The sequence below is a fragment of the Mesorhizobium sp. M0848 genome, from assembly GCF_040319805.1.
Lineage (GTDB): Bacteria > Pseudomonadota > Alphaproteobacteria > Rhizobiales > Rhizobiaceae > Mesorhizobium.
Genome location: NZ_JAMYOM010000023.1, coordinates 16,310 through 39,823, shown reverse-complemented (window position 1 = coordinate 39,823; position 23,514 = coordinate 16,310). Strand labels below are relative to the sequence as shown.

Here is a 23,514-nt window from a genome sequence, read left to right as displayed (position 1 = left end):
CCTAAGCCGAACCGAGCCCATCTGGCGAAAAGCGTCTTCAACGCTTTTCGGAACGATCCCGTCACCTTGCCATTATCAGCACGAGGGCAGGCTCGGACCCGACCTTAGAGGTGGCCGGTGACTTTCGAGCGCCAACACGAACACGCCGGAGGAAGCGATGACTGGACGCAAAACCCACGATCAACAAATTCGCATCATTGAAGAGCGGGAAAACACAAAGAACGCCGGCAAGGATTTCGATTCAGAGGCGGATCTGAAACGATCAGCGGCGGAACGCGAAGCGCTGCGCAAGGGATCGGACATGAGAACCGACACACCGGACCTCGTCGATCCGGACGACCGCAACATCCTTCGCGGCAAAAATCAGGAAAGCGTCCATCACAAAAACCGTCCTGACGACTAGATGAGCACCGATCCTGGAACATTTGTCATAGATTGGAGGCAGCCCATGGCACGCGGGAGCAAGAAACACATCGGAGCAGGTTCGCAGGGAAAGGGTTCTGGCACAGGCGCCATGACCGTAACGCCAAAGGACAAGCTCGAAGAAAACAAGGTTCTGTCCAATCGCGACAAGGCACAGCATTCCAAAGAACGCGGTTTGGACTCCAGGCAGGTCGCGACAGAGCAGCATCAGGATCATGCCGCCAACCGTTTACGGGACTGACGCCCTGCTGGACGCCAGCCTCGGCGCGCCGCTCGGAGGCCGTCAGAGTCGTTGCCGTCGCTATTTGACGCCGAGGCTCTCGGGCCAGAGCGCCTGGATTTCCTTCGGCAGCGCATCGCGCACCTTGGCCGACTGGCCCAGATCAATATGCCGTGCAAGAACTCGGAACACCGAGCGTGCCGCCTCCTCGGGATCGACGGGGCGGATCGATTTCAATTCCTCGCCGATGTGCTGCGAGAAGTTTTCAAGGGAGCGCGTTTTGTCCGGCTCGGCTGCGGGCCGGTAGTGGTCGTAATAGGCGCCGCGCACCAGGATCGGCAGTTCCGCCCCAAGTTTGGCCGCAAGCCCGATCTGCAGCCTGTCCCTTACGGTCCGTAAGACCGCGCCCAATATGTGCCATGCAATCCGCCGATCCGGACCATGATCGTCCATGATCTCGTCGAGCCAAATGTTGGTCGTCTGCAGCGTCCTGTCAAAAACATCCAAACCGGTAGCGCTCATCATCGCCTCCTCATCAAATTCATGTCTGGTTTCGAATCGATGCTTGGGGACAATCGTTTCGCTATCTGTCTACAAAATTGGCTCGGTCTGTGATCCGGCTCTGCTCCGGGATCACGGAACCGCTCTTGGTTGCGCTGGAACCCCTTCCGAAGCAGTTCGTTCCTTGGGTGGGCGGCTTTGAGGAGTTGATTGGGTGGGGGGAGCGCGTCCCGCAACAGGTTTTTTGCGATGCCTGCAAGGAAGACAAAAACCGATGAAGGCGAGAACCGGCAGCAACTCCTGCAGATGATGACCACGGAGCATTTGGTGCTGGGGACCGCCAGGGCGGCGACGATTCAGGAGGCGAATCAGCGCGCAAATTTGTTCCTGACTTCGGTATCCAGCGCCACGATCGCCCTTGCCTTCGTCGCCCAGGTGACAAGGATGGGGCTTCCTTTCATGCTGTTCAGCCTGATCCTGTTGCCATGCCTCTACTTCATCGGGCTGGTGACATTCGTCAGGGCTGTACAGGTGGCCATCGAAGACATGGTCCACGCCCGCGGCATGGCACGCATCAGGCACTACTACACCGAGCTTACTCCCTCGATGGCGCGCTATCTGGTTCACTCCACTCATGACAACCAAACGGCTCTGCTGGCCGATGTCGGCCTCAAGCCAAGGCCCTGGCAAGCGTTCGCCGGAACCGCAGGAATGGTGAATGTCGTCAACGGTGCCATCGCCGGTGTCTTTGCCGGCGTGATGCTCAAGGTTGTCATTGGCTCGACAGTCAGTCTTGCCGTGACTGTTGGCATTCTAGCCTTTGCGGTGAGCAATTGGTGCCTCTGGCAACATCACACGCGCAGTTGGGCAAGCGCGGAGCACAAGCTGAAGGTGCTGTTTCCGAACCTGCCGGACAGCGACGGCGAGGCGCGGATCGGATAACCCGTTCGAGAGGGACTGCAGAAGCACCAACTCGCTAGGCGGAAACCTCAAGCACGATCTTGCCACGCACATGCTCATTTTCCAGCCGTTCTTTCGCTTTGGCGACCTCTCCAAGAGGGTAGGTGGCTAGCACGAAGGGGGTGACCTTGCCGGCGTCGATGAGGCGGCCGATCTCGGCAAGGTGCGCCGCATTCGGCTCGGCCAGATAGGAGACGCCACGCGCCCGACGCAAGTTTGCCTTTTCCTGCGACGGTTGGGAAAGAGTGGAAACGAGCGTCCCGCCTGGCTTGAGCACATCCCAGGAACGGTCCTGCGTGTCGCCCGCGATAAGGTCGAACACCAGGTCGACCGCATTGACGACCTCTTCGAAACGCTGATTCTTGTAGTCGACCGTCTGATCGGCGCCAAGCTCACGCACGAAAACGACGTCCTCGGCGGAAACGGTTGTCGCGACGAACGCGCCCGCGGCCTTGGCCAGTTGGATCGCCAGATGACCGACGCCGCCGGCGCCGCCATGGATGAGAACCCGTTGCCCGGATTTGAGGCCGCCATGGTCGAAAAGGCCCTGCCATGCAGTGATGCCGGCAAGCGGCACCGCCGCGGCTTCGACATGGCTTAGACGATCCGGTTTCGCAGCCGCCTCCGTCGCCTTGACCACGACATATTCGGCATTGCCGCCCCGGTCATGACCAAGCATCGCAAATAACGGGTCGCCCTTCTTCAACGTATGCGCCCGCGTACCGCATATTTCCACCGTGCCGGACACGTCGCGCCCGAGCGTGATCGGCAGGGTTTCGCTCACCGACCCTTCGCGGGTCTTGTAGTCGATCGGATTGACGCTTGCGGCGCGGACCCTGAGCACAACCTCGTCGTCAAGCGGCTGAGGCGAGGGGACTTGATCGATCGAAAGGACCTCAGGTCCGCCAAAAGCGTGGATGCGGACTGCTTTCATGTCGGCATACCTCCTATTGTTTGGCTGTCGGCGACGGTGTCTGCATGTCGTCAGCGGCTGTGCAGCCCAGGTTGCGGAGGCAGCCACACCGGCTTCCCAGCCGGGCAACGCCGCCGCAAGGACGGCATCCTGCTAGGCCGTAGACTGCGTCGGCGGGTTCTGATTCATATGGCGGCAAGGCTGCAACCAGACTTGCTGGCCTTCTAACTGGGTAGCAGGCCGTTGGTTCCAACCACCACAATCGGCTGAACGTGGTGCCGGAAATTCTTTCCTCGGCCAGAGCATTCAGCCAGTCTTGATCCATCCGGCCTTATGCACACAGCTGTTTCGAGTTGCGACATCGAGGAGGAGAGGCGGGGCACCGGAGCTACCGGTGCGCTGGCCTGGAGATCGGATTGAAATCATTGATGGTGGGTCGCAGGGCTGCCGATCAATGCGGTTCGCACGCCGAACATAAAGCGGCGCGGCGGTGCGATGCGGACTTCAAGACGCTTCGCAGATCGGCAGCGGCTGCGGCGGCGGTGCCGGGTGATCCTTCCTGTATTGGGCGATGATCGGCTCGAGGGTCTTTCGCGGCCAGAATTTAGGTGTGCCGATTTCCTTCAGGCAGGACGCGTTCCAGTAGGCGCCCGGCTGTGAATGGTTGGCTGCGACCGCGGCGATGTCGCGCGATTCCGGGTAGATATAGAGCGTCGTCGGATTGTCCTTGACCATCGGGATAATCTGCTGCGCATCCGCCGGCGACCAGCTGGTGCAGCCATTGCTGCGGCCGCCGGCATAGTCGACCAGTTTGCCGAACGGCACGAAGCCGTCATGGTCGGCATGCGAACTTTTCGGGTTTTTGCGCAGGCATAGGCCGTGCAGCACCTGGGCGGCATGGCCGCCGATCACCCGCTGCCTGGCGTTCGCGGCCTCGCCTTCGCCGTCGAACTGGATGAAGGTGCGCTGGAAAACCGCGTCCTGTTTCGCAGCGGTGCGGTAATAGCCCTTGAACGAGGTTTTTGCCTCGCGGGTGATATAGCCGCCGCCGGCCGTCAACGACGAATCCATCGCATTGCCGAAATTCTTCGCGCACCGCTTGCTGTTCGAAAAATCGACAACGCCTTTCAAATTCCGGCCGCTGCCATGACCCGACGAAATCGCGCGAAACGACTGGCTGGCTTCGCAGATGACGTAATAGCGGCGCCCCAGAACGCCATCGCCCAGATCGCTGGGGCGCGTCGCATCCATGGCGAAGTAGCAGGGGTTCTTGACTGCACCTTGCGCGACCTTCTTCCGGTAAAGCGCGCGGGCTCGTTCGAGGACAATTTGTGAGATCTGGCCGTCGCTGTTGCCGATGTGAGCCTGCAGCCAGGCCGGAACGTCAGATGGTGCGGCAAAGGATCGAGCCGACATCGTCAAGGCAATGGCGGCGACGAGGAGGCTGAGGATCGGGACGATACCCAGAGGGACGAATCTCAACCGCACCGGATCAACTCCTGCCAAAGCCGTTTCCTTGCGGTGTTGCCGCCGGGAATCGATCATAAAGGGTCTCGCATTATCAGGCGAAACACATCTTGTTTAGCGCACCCTTTGTTAACGCGTGCCCTCCGCAAGTCCGCACGAAGAGCCATGAAGGAGATCGACGCGCGCAAATGCTCCTACGCCGGGATGCTGGCTCGAGGCTTGCAGCGGGCTCCCCGCATCTTTGAATGTCTGCGATTTTCGATACGCAGGGATTGAGCTATCATCTGATTCTGGCGCAGCCCACGCCTCCTCCCTCCGCCGGGAAAGCATCGTTCATGCAGGGCACTCTCATCACCGAACCGACTGTTCGAGCGCCAGGCATAAGGAGGGATTGCGGAAACTGCTCGCACCAGGAGGTTTTGCAATGAAGCTGTCCGCGCCCGTTTACCATCTGAAGCGTCAAGCCAAGCTGTTGTCCCGCGAGGCCAAAATTCCGCTCCACGAAGCGCTTGATCGTGTTGCAGCACAGGAAGGCTTCGCCAGCTGGAGTCTGCTTGCAGCCAAGGCAGCCGAGGCGGCGCCTGCCGGCATACTGTTTGCGCAACTTGCGCCCGGCGATCTTGTTCTGGTGGGTGCACGACCCGGCCACGGCAAGACGCTGATGTGCCTCGAACTCGCGGTCGAAGCCATGAAATCAGGCCATCGCGGTGTGTTCTTCACGCTGGAGTATACGCAGCGGGATGTGCTGGGCCGGTTTCGCGCCATCGGGGCGGACCCTGCACGGTTCAACGACCGGTTCGTGTTCGACAATTCCGACGCCATCAGCGCCGACTACATCGTCAGAACGCTGGCGGCGGCGGCGCGCGGTACGCTGGTGGTCATAGACTATCTGCAACTGCTCGATCAGAAGCGGGAAAACCCGGACCTGATGGCGCAAGTCCGCACGCTGAAGGCCTTTGCCCGCGACAGGGGATTGATCCTCGTTTTCATCTCGCAGATCGATCGCTCATACGATCCGGCGAGGAAGCCGGTTCCCGATATCAGCGACGTGCGGTTACCAAACCCTCTGGACCTGTCGCTGTTCGACAAGACCTGCTTCCTGAACAAGGGCGAAATCCGGTTCCACGCGGCAGGCTGACGATCCGGTCAGCCAGCCTTCATTGGGCCGCTGCCGGTAGATTCAGAGGCTGTGCAACCGATGCCGAACTGTGCTGCGCGCGCAATGCTTCGGCCGCCTGGCGAACCACTTCGGATATAAGCAGCAGCTGTTTGGCGATCGGGCTTGTCTTGCGCCAGATCATGCCGATCGTCCGCGATGGTTGGGGATTGGCGAAGTGGGCGATAGAGACTGCCGCGGAGCGCGTCTCCACCGGCACGGCCATTTCGGGGATCAAGGTGACGCCGACGCCGGCGCCGACCATCTGCACCAGGGTCGACAGCGAGCTGCCGTCCAGCAACTCGCGCGGCCGTGCCGAATGCATGTTGCAGAACGACAGCGCCTGATCGCGAAAACAATGGCCCTCCTCGAGCAGGAGCAGCCGCATCTCGCGCAGCATTTCGCGGTTGGGCACCGGCTTTCCCTCATCCTCGCCGGGCCGGACCAGCACGAAGTTCTCGGCAAACAGCACGATTTCCGTCAGCGAGGGTTCCGACACCGGCAAGGCAACGATGGCCGCATCGAGCCGGCCGTCGGCCAGTTCCTGGATCAGCTTCTGCGTCTGCGTTTCGCGCACGTGGATATCGAGCCCGTCATGCATGCGGGCGAGGTTGCCGATGATGGCAGGCAGAAGATAGGGTGCGATCGTCGGGATCACGCCGATGCGCAACCGTCCCACCAGCCGGTCGCGCGAGGCGCGGGCCAGATCCGTCAGCTCGTCCACCGAGCGCAGGATGTCGCGGACGCGCAAGGCGAATTCCTCGCCGAAATTGGTCAGCCGGACCTGGCGTGGGCCTCTTTGGAAAAGCGCCGTGCCAAGCGTTTCCTCCAACTCCCGGATCTGCACCGAGATGGCGGGCTGCGAGATGGCGCAGGCATCCGCCGCGCGTCCGAAATGGTTGTGCCGCGCCAGTGCCTCGAAATAACGCAACTGCTTCAGCGTCAGGTTTGTCATAATGTCATCTTATCGCTGTAATCAGGAAATCCAACTTAAATTAATCAGACGGCTTTGCTATACGAGTCGCAACGAAGATGAGGAGCAGCCGGGACCGCCTGGTGAGGCGCATGCCCGCAGCAACAGGACATCCAACATATTCGGTCGCGTATCGGGCATATGGTCATCGCGCCAGCCATGAAACGGACCGCCTCCAGGGACATTTCTATGTCCCTGTCACCCAGCAGTTGAACAGCTCAACACAGCCACGATCGGAGAAGAACATGGACGCACAGACCGATGATCCCAGCGCCGGCAAATGCCCCGTTGCACACGGATCCTCCAGCAGGAGCAACCGTGACTGGTGGCCCAACCAACTCGATCTTGGCGTTCTCCATCAGCAATCGAACCTTTCGGATCCGATGGGCGAAGAGTTCGACTATGCCGAGGAATTCAAGTCGCTCGATCTCGATGCGGTGATCAAGGACCTGCACCAGGTGATGACGGATTCGCAGGATTGGTGGCCGGCCGACTTCGGCCATTACGGGCCGCTGTTCATCCGCATGGCCTGGCACAGTGCCGGCACCTACCGCATCGGCGATGGCCGTGGTGGCGCCGGGGCAGGCCAGCAGCGTTTCGCACCGCTCAACAGCTGGCCGGACAATGCCAATCTCGACAAGGCGCGCCGGCTGCTGTGGCCGGTCAAGCAGAAATATGGCCGCAAGATTTCCTGGGCCGACCTTCTGATCCTCACCGGCAACGTCGCGCTGGAATCGATGGGTTTCAAGACCTTCGGCTTCGCCGGCGGCCGCGCTGACGTCTGGGAGCCCGAGCAGGACGTCGACTGGGGTTCGGAAACCAAGTGGCTCGACGACAAGCGCTATTCCGGCGACCGTGAACTTCGCGGCCATCTCGGCGCCGTGCAGATGGGGCTGATCTACGTCAATCCGGAAGGGCCGAACGGCACGCCGGATCCGCTGGCCTCGGCCCGCGACATTCGCGAGACCTTCGCCCGCATGGCCATGAATGACGAGGAGACCGTGGCGCTGATCGCCGGTGGTCACACCTTCGGCAAGACGCACGGTGCCGGCGATGCGTCGTTGGTTGGCGCGGAGCCAGAGGGCTCGATCATCGAGGCGCAAGGCCTCGGCTGGTCGAGCAAGCATGCTTCCGGCATTGCCGGCGACGCCATCACCTCGGGCCTCGAAGTGACCTGGACCACGACGCCGACCAAGTGGAGCAATAATTTCTTCGACAATCTGTTCGGCTTCGACTGGGAACTGACCAAGAGCCCGGCCGGCGCCCATCAGTGGACGCCAAGGGGTGGCGCCGGGGCCGGCACCGTTCCGGATGCGCACGATCCGTCAAAGCGCCGCGCGCCGGCGATGCTGACCACCGATCTCGCGCTGCGGGTAGATCCTGCCTACGAAAAGGTGTCGCGGCGCTTCCACGAGCATCCGGAGCAATTCGCCGACGCCTTCGCCCGCGCCTGGTACAAGCTGACCCATCGCGACATGGGTCCGGTCGCCCGCTATCTCGGCCCGCTCGTGCCGAAGGAAGAGCTGATCTGGCAGGATCCGATCCCGGCCATCGACCACGAGCTGGTCAGCGAGCAGGACATCGCCTCGCTGAAGGCGAAGATCCTGGCATCGGGCCTTTCAGTCTCCGAATTGGTCTCGACTGCGTGGGCCTCGGCCTCGACGTTCCGCAATTCCGACAAGCGCGGTGGCGCCAACGGGGCACGTATCCGACTGGCGCCGCAGAAGGATTGGGACGTCAACCAGCCGGCGGAACTGTCGAAGGTGCTTGCCAAGCTCGAAGCCATTCAGAAGGAGTTCAACGCGGGCAGCAAGAAAGTCTCTCTTGCCGACCTGATTGTGCTTGGCGGCGTTGCCGCGGTCGAGAAAGCCGCGAAGGACGGAGGCCATGAGGTGAAGGTGCCGTTCACGCCAGGCCGCATGGACGCCTCGCAGGAGCAAACGGACGTGCATTCCTTTGCCGCGCTCGAGCCAAAGGTCGACGGCTTCCGCAATTACGTCAGGGGCAAGCAGCCGATGTCGGTCGAGGCCATGCTGGTCGACCGGGCGCAGTTGCTGGCGTTGACCGCGCCGGAATTGACGGTGCTGGTCGGCGGTCTGCGCGTGCTCGGCGCCAATACCGGCGGATCGAAGCACGGCGTGTTCACCGACAGGCCGGGCACTTTGACCAACGACTTCTTCGTCAATCTGCTCAGCATGAACACGGTCTGGGATCCGGCCGCCGGCTCTGTTCCGGGTTCGGAAGAGGTGTACGAGGCGCGCGACCGCAAGACCAAGGCGGTCAGGTGGACCGGCACCCGTGCCGATCTGATCTTCGGCTCGCACGCCCAGTTGCGTGCGCTTGCCGAGGTCTATGGCTCCGCGGATGCAAGCCAGAAATTCGCCAGGGATTTCGTGGCGGCATGGACAAAGGTGATGAACGCCGACCGCTTCGACATCGCCTGACTTCGCATAAGGGTACTCCCGCGCGCCTGCGCCGGAGCTCCAGTCCTCCCAAGGACATAAGATCGGGGCCGCGTTTCCAGCGATGGAAACGCGGCCTTGTCGTAAGAGGCTGCTCCTTGGTGGACCGTGCCTTGCCGGGCAATGCTGCTATTTATCGGCGTAGCGTCTCCGCCGATGCACCATGATCGAAATCGTCAAACCCGCGCTTGAACATCTGCCATCCTACAAGGTGGCGCTCGAGCGCGGCTGGTCACCGGACAATGTGCGGCTGATGGAAGCGACGCGCGAGCAGCTCGCGGCCATCGAAAAGGATCCCGTGGCCTTTCTTGCCGACCTCGACAATCCCCAGGCCAAGGGCGGCCCGATCAGCTTGCCCGACGGCAAAAAAGTGCCGCGCCTGCCGGGCTTCCGCCGCTGGATCTGGGATGGCGAGGCGTCGGGCTCGATCGGCTTTCGCTGGCAGAAGGGCACGGCGGGACTGCCGCCGCATGTGCTCGGCCATATCGGCTATTCGGTGGTGCCGTGGAAGCGGCGGCGCGGCTACGCCACCGAGGCGCTGCGGCTGATGCTGGACGAGGCGAGGGCGGTCGGCCTGGCTCACGTCGAGATCACCGCCAAGCCGGGCAATCCGGCCTCGCACAAGGTGATCCTGGCCAATGGCGGCAAGCTCGTCGAACGCTTCTTCGAGGACGCCGCCTATGGCGGGGCGGAAAGCTTGCGGTTCCGGATCGAGCTGTAGGATGTGTCTCAACCATGCTCATCGGCGCACAGCGCATGATCCGACAGCGCGCGGATGACGTAGCAGTCGCCGACCGTCTGGCCATTGCAGCACGTGGCGATGCGTTCGAGCTCGGCCTCGAGTCGCTTCAACTGGGCAATCTTTTCCCGCACCGAGATCAGTTGCTCCTCGGCGATCTTGTCGGCGTGGCCGCAGGGCTGCTCGGGGTGGCCGCTCAAGTCGATCAGGGAGCGGATGTCGTCGACGGCGAAGCCGAGGTCGCGGGCGTGGCGGATGAAGGCCAACCGCTCCAGCTCCTGCCTGGAATAGCGGCGCTGGTTGCCTTCCGAACGCTCGGGCGCGGCGACAAGGCCCATCTGCTCATAATAGCGGATTGTCGGCACCTTGACCCCGGTGCGACGCGAGAGATCACCGATCGAAAACATGAAATTTTCCCTTGAAGCTCTAGTGACTAGAGCAATTATAGTGCCTGACATCAGCATTCAAGACCCATGCGGCGACGCCGCGCGGGCAAGACAGGCAGGTAATGTGATGACGACGCCGCTCAAGCAGGAAACGATCGGGCAGACACGGTTCAAGATCGGCGGCATGGACTGCGCCTCTTGCGCGGCCAAGATCGATACGGCGGTGCGTCGTCTCGACGGCGTCGCCGATGTCTCGGTTTCGGTGACCGGCGCCAGCATGACGGTCAGCCACAGCGGTTGGCTCAACGACGACAAGGTGCTGCGGCAGGTGGCGCGGCTGGGCTACGGCATCGTCAAGGCGGAAGGCGGGGCCGATGGGCGTGCTTCAGTGGCCAAGGATCATGATCATGCTGATCATGATCACAGCGATGCGGCGCCGGGGCAGGCGTGGTGGCGCTCCCGCCGTGCCGTGCTGACGCTGGCCTGCGCGGCAGCGCTTCTCGCCGCCTACGGCATCGGCCATCTTCTTCCTGCGGCCGAGCGCTGGGTCTTCCTTGCCGCCCTGCTGGTCGGCCTAGTGCCGATCGCACGGCGAGCGCTGATGGCGGCATTGGCCGGCACGCCGTTCTCGATCGAGATGCTGATGACCATCGCGGCGATAGGCGCCGTGATGATCGGGGCTACGGAAGAAGCCGCCGCCGTGGTGGTGCTGTTCCTGATCGGTGAACTTCTGGAAGGTGTCGCAGCCGGCCGGGCGCGGGCGAGCATCCAGGGACTTGCCGATCTGGTGCCGAAGACGGCCTTGGTCGAACGCGCGAGCGGCACATCGGAAGTTCCTGCCGAACAGCTCGGCGTCGGCGACATCATCCTGGTGCGGCCGGGCGACCGCATTCCGGCCGATGGCGAGATCATCGAGGGGTCGAGCGAAATCGACGAGGCGCCGGTGACCGGCGAGAGCACGCCCAAGCGCAAGGGCACTGGAGAGCCCGTCTTCGCCGGTACCGTCAGCACCGACGGCGTGCTCAGGGTTCGCGTGACGGCTGCCGCGTCTGACAACACCATCGCCCGAATCGTGCGGCTTGTGGAGGAGGCGCAGGAAGCCAAGGCTCCGACTGAACGCTTCATCGACCGCTTCTCAAGATACTACACCCCGGCGGTGCTGGCGGTCGGCGCGCTGGTTGCCCTGTTGCCGCCGCTGCTCATTGGCGGCGACTGGAACGAATGGATCTACAAGGGCCTGGCGATCCTGCTGATCGGCTGCCCCTGCGCGCTGGTCATCTCGACGCCGGCGGCAATCGCCGCGGGCCTTGCGGCCGGGGCGCGGCGTGGCCTGTTGATGAAAGGTGGTGCGGTGCTGGAAGGGTTTCGCCGGATCACGGCGGTGGCCTTCGACAAGACCGGCACGCTGACAGCGGGCAGGCCCGTGGTGACCGACATCATGGCCTATGGCCGCAATGAACGCACCGTGCTGGCGCTGGCGGCAGCGCTCGAGCAGGGTTCCAGCCATCCGCTGGCCATGGCGATCCTCGACAGGGCCAAGGCTGATGGTGCGCCGGTGCCGCCGGCTCTGGCGGCGAAGGCGATCTCGGGCAAAGGTGTCGAGGGCAGCGTCGGTGGCGTCGCCGTCTTCCTCGGCTCCGGTCCGGCGGCGGGCGAACGCGCCGACATGACGCAAGTGCAGCGCCTTGCCGTCGACAGCCTCAACGGGCAGGGCAAGACCGTCTCGGTGCTGGTCGCCGACGGCGTGGTGGCAGGGCTGATCGCCATGCGTGACGAGCCGCGACCGGATGCGGCGGTCGGCATTGCGGCGCTGAAGGCCGAAGGCATCCGCACGATCATGCTGACCGGCGACAATCGCCGCACGGCGCAAGCCATTGCCGCTTCGCTCGGCATCGAGGCGCGGGCGGAGCTGTTGCCTCAGGACAAGCAGCGCATCATCGGCGAATTGCAGCGCGAAGGGCTGAAGGTCGCCAAGGTCGGCGATGGCATCAACGACGCACCGGCGCTCGCCGCCGCCGACATCGGTATCGCCATGGGCGGCGGCACCGATGTAGCGCTGGAGACCTCGGATGCGGCAATCCTGCATGGCCGCATCACGGACGTCGTGCGGATGGTGAGGCTGTCGCGGGCGGTGATGGCCAATATCAGCCAAAACATCAGTGTGGCGCTCGGGCTGAAAGCGGTGTTCCTGGTCACCACCATTCTAGGCATCACCGGCCTGTGGCCGGCGATCCTGGCCGACACCGGCGCCACCGTGCTGGTCACCGCCAACGCCATGCGCCTGCTGCGCTGGCGCGGGTGAAGTGTTTTGGTTGATCCGATCTTTTCGGAAAACCGGCGGCCACTTTTCCGGATCGTGGTCTATTCCGCCGGAGCCGTCAGCGGCGGCGTGGCGTTGCTGCGCCCTTCCCAGACATAAGATGCCAGTGCGACCGCGACGGCGACCAGCATGGCGATGGCGCCCAGCAGCGGCAGGCTACGGTAGCCATAGCCGCTGTTCAGCATCGCGGCGCCCAACGACGCGGCCAGCGCGATGCCGACATTGAAGCCGGACGGAATGAGCGACGAGGCGAGGTTCGAGGCGTCCGCCGTCCAGGCCAGGATGCGGGTCTGGATCGGTGTGCCGATGGCGAAGTTGAGGCCGCCCCAGACGACGATCGCCACAACCATCGGCAGGGGATAGGGGCTGACGGCGTAGATGACGGCCAGCGTCATCGCCTGCAGGGCCAGCATGGTGATCAATGACGGCATCAGCTTCCAGTCGGAGAGCTTGCCGCCGAGGAAGACTCCCAGGGTGGCACCGACGCCGTTGAGCAGCAGCACCCACGGCACCAGGTTCTCGTCGAGCCCGGTGACCTCCAGCAGTGTCGGGGTGATGTAGGTGAACAGGCCGAACTGGCCGATCATCAGCATCAACATCAGGATCAGCGAGGTCCAGACCTGCTGGCGGGCCAGCACACGGACCTCGCGGGCAAAACCGGCGGGCCTGACCGACGATCCGGTGGTGCGCGGCAACAGGGCTGCCATGGCAAGCGTTGCCGCCACGCCGAGCGCGCACATCACCCAGAAGGTGGCACGCCAGCCCCAGATGTTGCCGATCGCGGTGCCGGCCGGCACGCCGATGACGTTGGAGACGGTGAGGCCGGACAGGATGACGGCGACAGCCATGCCGCGCTGGTCCTCGCGCACGAGACCGACGGCGACGACCATGGCGACGCCGAAATAGGCGCCATGCGCGACCGCCACGGCAATGCGCAACAGTAGCATCGAGGTGAAGTCGGGCGCCAGCGCGCAAGCCGCCTGGCCGATGGTGAAGGCGATGGCGAGGCCGAGCAGCAGGCTTTTGCGTGACAGCGACTTGGTGGCGAGCGCCAGCAGCGGGCCGCCGATGGCGATGCCGCCGGCATAGCCGGAGACGAGGTAGCCGGCCGAGGGGACCGAAACGCCAAGACCTTGCGCCACCTGCGGCAGCACGCCGGCAATCACGAATTCGGTGGTGCCGAAGGCAAAAGCGGCAATGAACAGGGCTATAAGCGGAAGCGACATGGCAAGGCCTTAGCTGGAACGGCCTCAAACCACGGATGGGCTTTGCGGGCAATGAAGAAATTTTTGTCGCGAGTTTAGGTTTTCTTCAGTGAGCGAGGCGGTGAAGCGCCAATCTCCCTCCTTGTGGGGGAGATTGGCTGCTTCTCAGCTCGCCTTCAACCGCGACCCAGTGAGCAGACCGCGCTCTTCGAGCACCGGATAAGCCATCGAGGCCAGCAGCGAATTGATCTGCTTCAGGTCGCGGATGGTATCGAGATGAATCGAACTGGTCTCGACGCTTTTGGCGGTGCCGTCGCGCAGCCGCACGAAATGGCTGGCGCTGGTTTCCTTCTCGCGGTCACGCAGCTGGTCCTTTTCCAGCACCAACTGGCGGGCAGTCTCGGGATCGCGCGACACCAGCACATTGAAGGCAAGCCGCGCATTGGCCAGCACCGAGCCATGGAAGGCGCACAGCTCGGCCCAGCCCTCGTCGGTGAATTCCAACCCGCGCTCGAATTTCTTCTTCACATGCACCAGCATGTTGCGCACGATGATGTCGCCGACCTGCTCGAGCTTGACGCAGGCGCCGATCAGTTCCTGGCAGCGCAGCGCTTCGTCCTCGGTCAGCGGGTTCCTGGTCAACTTGGCGAGGTAGAGCTTGATCGCGGCGTGCTTGCGGTCGACGCGGTCGTCGAGTGCGGCCAGCGCCTTGATCTTGTCGGCATCGGCACTTTCATAGAGTTCGATGATGCGCTTGAGCATGATCTCGATCGTCTCGCAGACCCGCACCACCTCGCGGGTGGCATTGGCCAGCGCCTGGCTCGGCACGTCGAGCGCGCTTTCGTTGAGCGCGGACAGTTCGACGACGTCAAGCGAGGCGGCCGGCACCGGCTTGGTGCCAAGTGCGACGATCTTCTCCGAAGCGCGGTAGACGAACCCTGCCAGCGGCAGGCCGGCGAGCAGGATCAGCACGTTGAACAGGATGTGGGCATTGACGATCTGGTCCGCCGCCGTCGAACCGAGAAAGGCGAAGTGCGGCCTGAAGATCATGACCAGGATCAGCATGACAAGCGAGCCAAGCCCGCGCATCAGGAGGTTGCCGATCGGCACGACGCGCACTTCGGGGCTCGACGAGCGGGTCAGCATCGGCGCGATGATCGAGGAGCCGAGGTTGACGCCAAGGATGAGAACGACGCCGAGTTCGGGCGTGATCAGGCCGCGGCCTGCCAGCGTCGCCATCAACAGCACCGCCGCGATGCTCGATTGGAACAGCCAGGTGATCAGCGCCGCCAGCAGATAGGCGGTGATGGAATCGGTCGAGAAGTAGTTGATGATGACCGGCATGAGCTGGCTGTTGCGCAGCGGCTCAGACGCCTGGCCGATCATCTCCAGCGACAGGATCAAAAGGCCGATGCCGACCAGAATGCGGCCGGTCTGGCGCCAGTCGCGCCGCTCGGTGGCCATGAACATGACCGTGCCGGTGATCAGGCACAGCGGCACCAGCAAGGTGAGGTCGAAGGTCAGCAGCTTGACCACCAGCGCAGAGCCGATCTCGGCGCCGCGCACTGCCAATTGGCCCGCGGCGCCCGAGACGATGCCAGAGCCGGCGAAGGAGCCGACCAGCAGCGTGACGGCTGTGGAACTCTGCAGGGCGATGGCAAGGCCGGTGCCGGCCAGCACCGCCATGATCGGATTGCGCATGGTGGCGCGCAGGCGGTGGCGCAGCACGTCGCCATAGGCGCGTTCAACGCCGGTCTTCACCATGCGGGTGGCAAACAGCATCAGCGCCACGGCGCCGGCCAGATGCAGAAGGACGACGGACCCGCTCATTTCGCCCCCCGCATGCAAACAGGATGCGCGTCCTGTTTGGCGTGGCGATCAGAAGGGAAAACGAGGGTACGAATCATGTTCATGGCGGTGACTTATAATAACTCGAATATTTTAGCCGGATAATAAAATCTTGTCGATTTCAAGGGCCGTTGCAGCGCGACGGGCGGTGTCGGAAAATGGACGGACGCGCAAATGGTTGCATTGCGGGGCGGGCTCGAAGCAACGGATAGGCAGAGTTAGCAGCGCGACCGGCTCCTGCCTTTGCGATTATGTTCAGCTCTATTGGGTAAATAAAGGAAATCATTACACAATTGTAATGCAGGCGTTCAGCTTCGGTTCATCGGTGGCCCGCTATTCCTCTGGCATCGACAACCAAGGAGACTTCTTTTGAAACGCATTGTCCTTTCCGCACTCGCTTTCTCGATGCTGGCCGCTACGTCGCTCACCGGCCAAGCCGCACCGCTGAATGCACCGAACGCTCCGCAGTCGAATTACAGCCAGGTCGACTGGCAAAAGCCCACCAACAGGGATGTCAAGAAGCGCTTCATCCAGAAGCGCGTCATCCATAAGAAGGTCATCGTGAAGCGCAACAACTGGCGCAACGGCCATAAATATTCAGGCTGGAGACAGCACCAGCCGATCCGCGACTACGGCCGCTACGGCCTGCATCGTCCCGGCCGCGGCCAGGAATGGATCCGCGTCGGCAACGACTATGTGTTGGTCGGTGTGCTCTCCGGCGTCATTTTCGGCGTGCTTGCCGCGCATTAAGCGGTCCCCAGGCGGATATTGGAAAGAGGCGGCCCGCAACGGCCGCCTCTTTTGCCTGTGGAAACCGGGTATGGCCCGCATTAAGGGTCGTCGGATTTCATGGGTATGATTATATAATCGGGAAACGAGTTCCCCGATGCGCTTTCCACCCGCCTTCCTCGACGAGATACGCGACCGCGTGCCGATTTCATCGGTTATCGGCCAGCGCGTTGCGTGGGACAGGAAGAAAACCAACGCGCCGCGCGGCGACTATTGGGCCTGTTGTCCGTTCCACGGCGAGAAGAGCCCCTCCTTCCACTGCGAGGACAAAAAGGGCCGCTACCATTGTTTCGGTTGCTCGGTCTCGGGCGATCATTTCAAGTTCCTCACCGAACTCGACGGGATGAGCTTTCCCGAGGCGGTTGAGAAGATCGCCGACATGGCCGGTGTGCCGATGCCGGTTCGCGATGCGCAGGAGGAGCGGCGCGAAAAGGAACGCGCCAGCCTGACCGACGTCATGGAGATGGCGACCGCCTTCTTCCAGGAACGGCTACAGGGGCCGGAAGGCGCCAAAGCCCGCGCCTATCTCAGAGACCGCGGGCTGACGCCGGCGACGCAGCAATCGTTCCGGCTCGGTTTTGCGCCCGACAGCCGCAATGCGCTGAAGGAGCATCTCGCCGCCAAGGGCGTGCCCAAGGCCGACATCGAGGCTTGTGGACTGGTGCGCCACGGCGACGACATCCCGGTTTCCTATGACTGGTTCCGCGACCGCATCATGTTCCCGATTCCGGATTCCCGGGGCAAGATCATCGCGTTCGGCGGCCGTGCGCTGCAGCCGGACGCGCTGGCCAAATACATGAACTCGCCTGACACCGAACTCTTCCACAAGGGCAATGTGCTCTATAATTTCGCCCGCGCCCGCAAGGCCTTGGCCAAGGGCGGCACGGTCATCGCCGTCGAAGGCTATATGGACGTCATCGCACTGGCGCAGGCCGGCTTCGAGAACGTCGTGGCGCCGCTCGGCACCGCGCTTACCGAGAACCAGCTCGAACTGCTCTGGCGCATGGCGCCGGAGCCGATGCTGTGCTTCGACGGCGACAAGGCCGGGCTGAAGGCAGCGTGGCGGGCCGCCGACATGGCGCTGCCGTCTGTGCAGGCCGGGCGCTCGGCGCGCTTCGCGCTGCTGCCGGAAGGCAAGGATCCCGATGATCTGGTCAAGGCCGAAGGACCGGATGCGTTTCGTCGCGTTCTGGCCGAGGCGCGGCCGCTGGTCGACCTTTTATGGATGCGTGAGACGGCGGGCGGAGTCTTCGATACGCCGGAGCGGCGGGCCGAGCTCGAGAAGACGCTGCGCGAACTGACCAGCCGCATCCGCGACGAAAGCCTGCGCTACCACTACCAGCAGGAGATGCGAGAGCGTGTGCTGAGCTTCTTCGGCTCGCAGCGCGGCACCAGGCAAAGTCGGCAAGACTGGAAACAGGGCCAAGGCAAGACGGCCGCGCCCGGCGGGCAGTTCGCCAAGGCCGGCAGCGGCCGCATGGCGATCACCGAAAGCCTCGGCCAGTCGGCTTTGGTCAAACGCGGCGGCGAAGGGATGTCGGTGCGCGAGGCGACGATCATCGTCGCATTGGTCAACCATCCGGCGCTGATCGACGAGAATTTCGCTCATATCGAGTTCCTCGATCTCGCCAACTCCGATCTGAGGCGGCTGCATGGAGCGATTCTCGACGCGATGGCGCACGACATGGCCAATGACCGGCAGGCGGTGATTGCGACGATCGAACGCGCCGGCTGCGCCGAGATCTGGGAGCGGGCCGTCGGGCTGATCCGGCGGATGCGGCAATGGCCGGCGCTGGAGACCGCCGCCCTTGAAGATGCCCGCGATGCTTTCAGCCAGGCGCTGCACTTGCAGCGCAGCGCGCGCACCTTACATAAGGAACTGAAACAGGCGGAAGCGGCGCTCGCCACCGATCCCACAGATGAAAACTACCAGCACCTGATCGAAATTCAGGCGCAATTCCAGGATGTGCAGGCCACGGAAGCGCTGATCGAAGGGTTTGGCGTCTCCTCGGGCAGGGCTGGGCGAGCTTAGTTGGAAGCGAGTGAATTGAGAAAGCGTCGTTGCGCGTCCAAATGGCGCGTAACGGGCTAAGTCGGGTAATTGATTCGCTTTTTTCATGCGAATCATGCGAGAGGCGCTTGACCTTCTGGCAGATTGGCGGAATCAGGACGATTCGAAACGTTAACCCGAACCCGCGTCACGGGAAAACAAGCGATGTGAGGTACTGGTCACTGGACAGGCAGCCCGCCTGCCACAGATATCAGGGTTAATCTGGACTTAATGCATGTCGCCCAAAAGGGGAAACCCGATTTGGGCAACGACATACACCAAACGAAACGAGTTGATGCAGTTACTGGCCCGGTGAAGCGCGTTTCATAAGCGAGCGCATCCGATTTGACTGGTCCGACAGCTTACGCGGCTTTGAAGTTCGGCCGCTAGGAGAAGATAAAGACTATGGCGACAAAGGAAAAGGAAGAGGTCGAAACCGAACGCGAAGGCGCCACCGATGGCCCTCTGCTCGACCTTTCCGATGATGCTGTCAAGAAGATGATCAAGGCCGCTAAGAAGCGCGGCTATGTCACCATGGACGAGCTGAATTCGGTGCTGCCCTCAGAGGAAGTGACCTCCGAGCAGATCGAGGACACGATGGCGATGCTGTCCGACATGGGCATCAACGTGGTCGAGGACGACGAGCAGGGCGAGGAGCCCGAGGCCGCCGACACCGCGGCCGATGCCGAGGAAGACGCCAACGAGCTGGCTGAGCAGACCGGCACCGCGGTCGCCGCCACCACCACCAAGAAAGAACCGACAGATCGCACCGACGATCCGGTGCGCATGTATCTGCGCGAGATGGGCTCGGTCGAGCTGTTGTCGCGCGAGGGCGAAATTGCCATTGCCAAGCGCATCGAGGCCGGCCGTGAGACGATGATCGCGGGTCTGTGCGAAAGCCCGCTGACCTTCCAGGCCATCATCATCTGGCGCGACGAACTCAACGAATCCAAGATCCTGCTGCGCGAGATCATCGATCTCGAAGCCACCTATGCCGGCCCCGAGGCCAAGCAGGCGCCGGTGGTTGAGCGCGTCGAGGAAGCCAAGGTCGAGGACAAGCCGCGCCGTTCGCGCGACGACGAAGACGACATCACCAATGTCGGCGCCGATACGCGTGGGCTGACGGATGACGACGACGAAGACGAGGACGAAGCCAGCCTGTCGCTGGCCGCGATGGAAGCGGAACTCCGCCCGCAGGTGATGGAGACGCTCGACGTTATCGCCGACACCTACAAAAAGCTGCGCAAGCTGCAGGACCAGCAGGTCGAGAACCGTCTGGCCGCCTCCGGCACGCTGTCGCCCAGCCAGGACCGCCGGCTGAAGGAGCTCAAGGACCAGCTGATCAAGGCGGTGAAGTCGCTGTCGCTCAACACGGCGCGCATCGAGGCGCTGGTCGAGCAGCTCTACGACATCAACAAGCGCCTGGTGCAGAACGAAGGCAAGCTGCTCAGGCTGGCCGAAAGCTATGGCGTGCGCCGCGAAGAGTTCCTGAAGGAATATCAGGGTTCCGAGCTCGACCCGAACTGGACGCGCTCGATCGGCAATCTGACATCGCGCGGCTGGAAGGAATTCACCAAGAACGAGAAGGATGCGATCAAGGACCTGCGCGCCGAGATCCAGAACCTCGCCACCGAAACGGCGATCTCGATCCTGGAATTCCGCAAGATCGTCAACCAGGTGCAGAAGGGCGAGCGCGAAGCGGCGATCGCCAAGAAGGAAATGGTCGAGGCCAACCTGCGCCTCGTCATCTCCATCGCCAAGAAGTACACCAATCGCGGCCTGCAGTTCCTCGACCTGATCCAGGAAGGCAATATCGGCCTGATGAAGGCGGTCGATAAGTTCGAATACCGCCGCGGCTACAAGTTCTCGACCTACGCGACATGGTGGATCCGGCAGGCGATCACGCGTTCGATCGCCGATCAGGCGCGTACCATCCGCATTCCGGTGCATATGATCGAGACGATCAACAAGATCGTGCGCACCTCGCGCCAGATGCTGCACGAGATCGGCCGCGAGCCGACGCCGGAGGAACTGGCCGAAAAGCTTGCCATGCCGCTCGAAAAGGTGCGCAAGGTCTTGAAGATCGCCAAGGAGCCGATCTCGCTCGAAACGCCGGTCGGCGACGAGGAGGATTCGCATCTGGGCGATTTCATCGAGGACAAGATGGCGATCCTGCCGATCGACGCGGCGATCCAGGCCAATCTGCGCGAGACCACCACGCGCGTGCTGGCCTCGCTAACGCCGCGCGAGGAGCGTGTGCTCAGAATGCGCTTCGGTATCGGCATGAACACCGACCACACGCTGGAAGAAGTCGGCCAGCAGTTCTCTGTTACCCGCGAGCGCATTCGTCAGATCGAAGCCAAGGCGCTGCGCAAGCTCAAGCACCCGAGCAGGTCGCGCAAGCTGCGCAGCTTCCTGGATAGCTGAGACTTACCGATGCAAAGAGTTCAAGGGCGCCGATGGCGCCCTTTTTTGTTGTGGGACGCACTCTTGCGGGCGAGGCCCTTCGGGAGGATAATTTCGGTGTCGGATGCATTTTCTGGGCGACAACCCGGATGCCCGCCCCGGCGAAGCCGCCGTGCTCCGTGGCCCCGGAGGGAGGTGTGCCATGACAAGCTACATCGTGCTGATGAACTGGACGGAGCAAGGTGCCAGGAACGTACGCGAGTCACCGAAGCGGCTCGACGCCGCCAGGAGGCAACTGGGAGACATGGGCGGATCGTTCAAGGGGTTCTACCTGACCATGGGCGAATACGATATGGTGGCTGTGGTCGAAGCCCCCGACGACGCGGTGCTGGCGCGCTTCTCGCTGATGCTGGCGGCAGCGGGCAATGTCAGGACGCGGACGCTGAAGGCCTTTCCCGAATTAGCCTACCGCGAGATCATCACCTCGCTCGGGTGAAGGAATCGGCAGGGTTTCTCGAAGTCGCTGGTTGGTGCCGGCCTGGTGGCGCTTTGCCGCAAGACGGGGCGCTTCGCCGTGATAGAATGCGGCCGGGGAGATCGCGATGAAGAAGGTTTCGATATTGGTCGCCAGCTTTGCCGCTTTGTCGTCGCTGCCGTTTTCCGCCGGCGCCGGCGCGCAAAAACCGGTCGGCATGGCCAATCCGGCGCCCGTCCATTGTGGCGAGATCGGCGGGCGCCTGGTGATCAGGAAGGACAAGGCCGGTAATGAATATGGATTCTGCGGCTTGCCCAATGGGCGCCTTTGCGAGGAGTGGGCGCTGTTTCGCGACAACAAGTGCGTCGGGCCGAAGGCTGCCATGCGCCGCAAGTGACACACCTGCCATCATAGGGTGAGATCATGTCCGAACCGCATTCCCATTCGCATCTGTGGCCCGGCGTGCCACTCGCGCTTGGCTCGGCCGCCCTGTTCGGGGCGACGCCGCCGCTCAGCAAGCTGCTGCTCAATGGCGTCAATCCCTTCATGCTGGCCGGGCTGCTCTATCTCGGTGCCGGTCTCGGGCTGGCTCTGTACCGCCTGCTTCGGGGCAGGCAGGCCGCGGCCGGGGAGGCGCAACTGACCGCTGGGGATATTCCCTGGCTGGCGCTGGCGATCGGCATGGGCGGCATCATCGCGCCGGTGCTGCTGATGTTCGGCTTGACCCTCAACACGGCGTCCAGTTCGGCGCTGCTGCTCAACCTGGAAGGGCTGGCGACGATGGCGATCGCCTGGCTCGTCTATCGCGAGAATGTCGACCGGCGCCTGCTTTTCGGCGCGTTCGCCATTCTGGCGGGCGCCGTTCTTCTGTCGTGGCAAGGTGAGGGCGTAGCCTTCAACCGTGGCGCCCTGCTGGTGGCAGGAGCTTGTCTGGCCTGGGGGATCGACAACAATTTCACGCGCAGGATCTCCGCCACCGATCCGGTGGTGATCGCCATGCTCAAAGGGCTGGTGGCGGGTGTCGTCAATGTCGGGCTGGCGCTTGCCGGCGGGGCCTTGTTTCCCCGGGCGTCGGTCATTGCAGCGACCGCGGCAGTCGGTTTCTTCGGCATTGGGGTCAGCCTGGTGATGTTCATCGTGGCGCTGCGTCATCTGGGTACCGCCCGGACAGGGGCCTATTACTCGCTCGCTCCCTTCATCGGCGCGCTGCTGGCAATCGCCATCCTGGGTGACGCCGTCACGCTCAAGCTTGCGGCCGCCGGACTTCTGATGGGTGTTGGCCTGTGGCTGCATCTGTCGGAGCGCCATGAGCATGAGCACGACCATGAGGAACTGGAGCATGAGCACAGCCATGTGCATGACGAACACCACCAGCACCATCATGACGGGCCGGTAAGCGAGCCGCATTCTCATTGGCACCGGCATGCCCCAATGCGACACCGGCATCCGCATTATCCCGACCTGCACCACAGGCATGGCCACGGATAAATGCTGACCGTCTGGTACAACACGCGCTGCCCGGTCTGCGATGCCGGCATAAGCAGGCAGAAGCGGCGGCTGATCGAAGCGGTCAAGGCCGGGCGGATCGAGTTCCGAGACATCAATTTTGAACCGGCAGCGCTTGCCGGGCATGGCGCGTCGCTTGAGGATATCCGCCGCCGGCTGCACGCCACCGACGCGGCGGGCAGGCTGCTGGTCGGCGCCGACGTTGCCATCGCCGTGTGGAAGGTCACGCCGGGCGAGGGCTGGCTGGCGATGGTGTTCGGCAATCCGGTTGTCTTGCCGCTGACACGCTTTGCCTATGATCGTTTCGCCGACCTTCTCTATGCCTGGAACCGGCGCAAGGGTCGCTGGTAGCGCTTCGTGATTAATGACCAGAAGCGCAAAGGTCCGGAGGACATCTCCGGACCTTTTTTCGTGCGAGTTATCGGCTGGCCGGCTCGCAGAGCGCGCCGACGATGCGGCGTACCACCGGCAGCACCAGCAGCAGCGTCGGAAACGCCACCAGCCAGGACAGCCCCCAGGCGGTCAGCCAGATGGACGGCAGCTCGGGGTGGAAGCCAAGGCTTTTCAACGTCGAGATGAACGAGACGATGAAGGTCATCAACAGCGACAGCACCAGCGGGCTAAGAACAGCGGCATAGCGCGCAGGAAGCTTCCTGCGCTGATGTCTTGCAGTCATTTTGAGAGTTTCCCTGAAGTGTCCGGTCCGTCGCATTGG

The 23,514-nt window shown here is 62.9% G+C and carries 22 protein-coding genes; 14 read left to right on the top strand and 8 right to left on the bottom strand.

Features of this window, described 5'->3' with window-relative positions; all coding sequences use genetic code 11:
- Positions 1 to 157 precede the first annotated feature (157 nt).
- Entirely contained in the window at positions 158 to 403 is a 246-nt protein-coding gene (locus NKH95_RS24265) for a hypothetical protein (protein ID WP_023809680.1), read from the top strand.
- Between the two features lie 45 nt (positions 404 to 448).
- Entirely contained in the window at positions 449 to 664 is a 216-nt protein-coding gene (locus tag NKH95_RS24260) for a hypothetical protein (RefSeq protein ID WP_013530133.1), read from the top strand.
- Between the two features lie 60 nt (positions 665 to 724).
- Here the strand turns inward: NKH95_RS24260 and NKH95_RS24255 are convergent, their stop codons facing one another.
- Complete coding sequence (locus tag NKH95_RS24255) at positions 725 to 1,165, bottom strand: DUF2267 domain-containing protein (protein ID WP_128305497.1); 441 nt, start codon at positions 1,163 to 1,165, stop codon at positions 725 to 727.
- Between the two features lie 285 nt (positions 1,166 to 1,450).
- Here NKH95_RS24255 and NKH95_RS24250 point away from each other — a divergent pair, with 285 nt between their 5' ends.
- Entirely contained in the window at positions 1,451 to 2,086 is a 636-nt protein-coding gene (locus NKH95_RS24250; protein ID WP_352893449.1) for a hypothetical protein, read from the top strand.
- 34 nt (positions 2,087 to 2,120) lie between these two features.
- Here the strand turns inward: NKH95_RS24250 and NKH95_RS24245 are convergent, their stop codons facing one another.
- The gene (locus NKH95_RS24245; protein ID WP_352893447.1) at positions 2,121 to 3,038 is read right to left on the bottom strand and encodes an NADP-dependent oxidoreductase; all 918 of its coding nucleotides are present in this window, start codon (positions 3,036 to 3,038) and stop codon (positions 2,121 to 2,123) included.
- 483 nt (positions 3,039 to 3,521) lie between these two features.
- The gene (locus NKH95_RS24240) at positions 3,522 to 4,505 is read right to left on the bottom strand and encodes a hypothetical protein (protein ID WP_128305494.1); all 984 of its coding nucleotides are present in this window, start codon (positions 4,503 to 4,505) and stop codon (positions 3,522 to 3,524) included.
- Between the two features lie 403 nt (positions 4,506 to 4,908).
- On the opposite strand from NKH95_RS24240, the gene NKH95_RS24235 reads away from it, so the two are divergent.
- On the top strand, positions 4,909 to 5,622 hold the full coding sequence (locus NKH95_RS24235) for a DNA helicase (RefSeq protein ID WP_023809677.1): 714 nt from the start codon (positions 4,909 to 4,911) through the stop codon (positions 5,620 to 5,622).
- 19 nt (positions 5,623 to 5,641) lie between these two features.
- On the opposite strand, the gene NKH95_RS24230 is transcribed toward NKH95_RS24235, so the two are convergent.
- A complete protein-coding gene (locus NKH95_RS24230; RefSeq protein WP_023809676.1) occupies positions 5,642 to 6,595 on the bottom strand; it encodes a hydrogen peroxide-inducible genes activator in 954 nt (317 codons plus the stop codon).
- 263 nt (positions 6,596 to 6,858) lie between these two features.
- Here NKH95_RS24230 and katG point away from each other — a divergent pair, with 263 nt between their 5' ends.
- Both katG and NKH95_RS24220 read left to right on the top strand, forming a co-directional pair.
- Positions 6,859 to 9,057: a catalase/peroxidase HPI gene (gene katG / locus NKH95_RS24225; RefSeq protein WP_023809675.1), complete on the top strand. Its 2,199-nt coding sequence runs from the start codon at positions 6,859 to 6,861 to the stop codon at positions 9,055 to 9,057.
- 181 nt (positions 9,058 to 9,238) lie between these two features.
- Positions 9,239 to 9,796: a GNAT family N-acetyltransferase gene (locus NKH95_RS24220; protein ID WP_128305492.1), complete on the top strand. Its 558-nt coding sequence runs from the start codon at positions 9,239 to 9,241 to the stop codon at positions 9,794 to 9,796.
- Positions 9,797 to 9,804: 8 nt separating this feature from the next.
- On the opposite strand, the gene NKH95_RS24215 is transcribed toward NKH95_RS24220, so the two are convergent.
- On the bottom strand, positions 9,805 to 10,221 hold the full coding sequence (locus NKH95_RS24215) for a MerR family transcriptional regulator (protein ID WP_023809674.1): 417 nt from the start codon (positions 10,219 to 10,221) through the stop codon (positions 9,805 to 9,807).
- 106 nt (positions 10,222 to 10,327) lie between these two features.
- Between NKH95_RS24215 and NKH95_RS24210 the strand changes: the two genes are divergently transcribed.
- Complete coding sequence (locus tag NKH95_RS24210; protein ID WP_352893443.1) at positions 10,328 to 12,502, top strand: heavy metal translocating P-type ATPase; 2,175 nt, start codon at positions 10,328 to 10,330, stop codon at positions 12,500 to 12,502.
- 59 nt (positions 12,503 to 12,561) lie between these two features.
- Here the strand turns inward: NKH95_RS24210 and NKH95_RS24205 are convergent, their stop codons facing one another.
- Both NKH95_RS24205 and NKH95_RS24200 read right to left on the bottom strand, forming a co-directional pair.
- A complete protein-coding gene (locus NKH95_RS24205) occupies positions 12,562 to 13,746 on the bottom strand; it encodes an MFS transporter (protein ID WP_352893441.1) in 1,185 nt (394 codons plus the stop codon).
- A 144-nt stretch (positions 13,747 to 13,890) separates the two neighbouring features.
- Positions 13,891 to 15,555, bottom strand: coding sequence for a Na/Pi cotransporter family protein (locus NKH95_RS24200; protein WP_023809671.1), 1,665 nt, complete (start codon positions 15,553 to 15,555; stop codon positions 13,891 to 13,893).
- A 387-nt stretch (positions 15,556 to 15,942) separates the two neighbouring features.
- Here NKH95_RS24200 and NKH95_RS24195 point away from each other — a divergent pair, with 387 nt between their 5' ends.
- The 7 genes from NKH95_RS24195 to NKH95_RS24165 all read left to right on the top strand — a co-directional run bounded on the left by NKH95_RS24195 (position 15,943) and on the right by NKH95_RS24165 (position 23,150).
- Positions 15,943 to 16,323 carry an RcnB family protein gene (locus tag NKH95_RS24195; RefSeq protein WP_352613114.1) on the top strand — a complete coding sequence of 127 codons (381 nt, stop codon included), beginning with the start codon at positions 15,943 to 15,945 and terminating at the stop codon, positions 16,321 to 16,323.
- Positions 16,324 to 16,459: 136 nt separating this feature from the next.
- Complete coding sequence (dnaG, locus tag NKH95_RS24190) at positions 16,460 to 18,394, top strand: DNA primase (protein ID WP_352440454.1); 1,935 nt, start codon at positions 16,460 to 16,462, stop codon at positions 18,392 to 18,394.
- Positions 18,395 to 18,817: 423 nt separating this feature from the next.
- Entirely contained in the window at positions 18,818 to 20,839 is a 2,022-nt protein-coding gene (gene rpoD / locus NKH95_RS24185; protein ID WP_352893439.1) for an RNA polymerase sigma factor RpoD, read from the top strand.
- Between the two features lie 181 nt (positions 20,840 to 21,020).
- Positions 21,021 to 21,314, top strand: coding sequence for a GYD domain-containing protein (locus tag NKH95_RS24180; protein ID WP_352555748.1), 294 nt, complete (start codon positions 21,021 to 21,023; stop codon positions 21,312 to 21,314).
- A 106-nt stretch (positions 21,315 to 21,420) separates the two neighbouring features.
- Positions 21,421 to 21,690: a putative hemolysin gene (locus NKH95_RS24175; RefSeq protein ID WP_352893436.1), complete on the top strand. Its 270-nt coding sequence runs from the start codon at positions 21,421 to 21,423 to the stop codon at positions 21,688 to 21,690.
- A 26-nt stretch (positions 21,691 to 21,716) separates the two neighbouring features.
- Positions 21,717 to 22,781: a DMT family transporter gene (locus tag NKH95_RS24170; RefSeq protein ID WP_352760384.1), complete on the top strand. Its 1,065-nt coding sequence runs from the start codon at positions 21,717 to 21,719 to the stop codon at positions 22,779 to 22,781.
- Positions 22,782 to 23,150: a thiol-disulfide oxidoreductase DCC family protein gene (locus NKH95_RS24165; protein ID WP_352440457.1), complete on the top strand. Its 369-nt coding sequence runs from the start codon at positions 22,782 to 22,784 to the stop codon at positions 23,148 to 23,150.
- Between the two features lie 67 nt (positions 23,151 to 23,217).
- Here NKH95_RS24165 and NKH95_RS24160 read toward each other — a convergent pair whose 3' ends face one another.
- On the bottom strand, positions 23,218 to 23,475 hold the full coding sequence (locus NKH95_RS24160; protein WP_023809663.1) for a DUF2798 domain-containing protein: 258 nt from the start codon (positions 23,473 to 23,475) through the stop codon (positions 23,218 to 23,220).
- Between the last annotated feature and the right edge of the window lie 39 nt (positions 23,476 to 23,514).

Coding starts and splice junctions, on each gene's coding strand:
- NKH95_RS24250 (WP_352893449.1), top strand. CDS start 1,451: ATGATGACCACGGAGCATTTGGTGCTGGGGACCGCCAGGGCGGCGACG.
- NKH95_RS24260 (WP_013530133.1), top strand. CDS start 449: ATGGCACGCGGGAGCAAGAAACACATCGGAGCAGGTTCGCAGGGAAAG.
- NKH95_RS24205 (WP_352893441.1), bottom strand. CDS start 13,746: ATGTCGCTTCCGCTTATAGCCCTGTTCATTGCCGCTTTTGCCTTCGGC.
- NKH95_RS24230 (WP_023809676.1), bottom strand. CDS start 6,595: ATGACAAACCTGACGCTGAAGCAGTTGCGTTATTTCGAGGCACTGGCG.
- NKH95_RS24245 (WP_352893447.1), bottom strand. CDS start 3,038: ATGAAAGCAGTCCGCATCCACGCTTTTGGCGGACCTGAGGTCCTTTCG.
- NKH95_RS24180 (WP_352555748.1), top strand. CDS start 21,021: ATGACAAGCTACATCGTGCTGATGAACTGGACGGAGCAAGGTGCCAGG.
- NKH95_RS24235 (WP_023809677.1), top strand. CDS start 4,909: ATGAAGCTGTCCGCGCCCGTTTACCATCTGAAGCGTCAAGCCAAGCTG.
- NKH95_RS24200 (WP_023809671.1), bottom strand. CDS start 15,555: ATGAGCGGGTCCGTCGTCCTTCTGCATCTGGCCGGCGCCGTGGCGCTG.
- katG (WP_023809675.1), top strand. CDS start 6,859: ATGGACGCACAGACCGATGATCCCAGCGCCGGCAAATGCCCCGTTGCA.
- NKH95_RS24220 (WP_128305492.1), top strand. CDS start 9,239: ATGATCGAAATCGTCAAACCCGCGCTTGAACATCTGCCATCCTACAAG.
- NKH95_RS24215 (WP_023809674.1), bottom strand. CDS start 10,221: ATGTTTTCGATCGGTGATCTCTCGCGTCGCACCGGGGTCAAGGTGCCG.
- dnaG (WP_352440454.1), top strand. CDS start 16,460: ATGCGCTTTCCACCCGCCTTCCTCGACGAGATACGCGACCGCGTGCCG.
- rpoD (WP_352893439.1), top strand. CDS start 18,818: ATGGCGACAAAGGAAAAGGAAGAGGTCGAAACCGAACGCGAAGGCGCC.
- NKH95_RS24165 (WP_352440457.1), top strand. CDS start 22,782: ATGCTGACCGTCTGGTACAACACGCGCTGCCCGGTCTGCGATGCCGGC.
- NKH95_RS24160 (WP_023809663.1), bottom strand. CDS start 23,475: ATGACTGCAAGACATCAGCGCAGGAAGCTTCCTGCGCGCTATGCCGCT.
- NKH95_RS24210 (WP_352893443.1), top strand. CDS start 10,328: ATGACGACGCCGCTCAAGCAGGAAACGATCGGGCAGACACGGTTCAAG.
- NKH95_RS24175 (WP_352893436.1), top strand. CDS start 21,421: ATGAAGAAGGTTTCGATATTGGTCGCCAGCTTTGCCGCTTTGTCGTCG.
- NKH95_RS24265 (WP_023809680.1), top strand. CDS start 158: ATGACTGGACGCAAAACCCACGATCAACAAATTCGCATCATTGAAGAG.
- NKH95_RS24255 (WP_128305497.1), bottom strand. CDS start 1,165: ATGAGCGCTACCGGTTTGGATGTTTTTGACAGGACGCTGCAGACGACC.
- NKH95_RS24170 (WP_352760384.1), top strand. CDS start 21,717: ATGTCCGAACCGCATTCCCATTCGCATCTGTGGCCCGGCGTGCCACTC.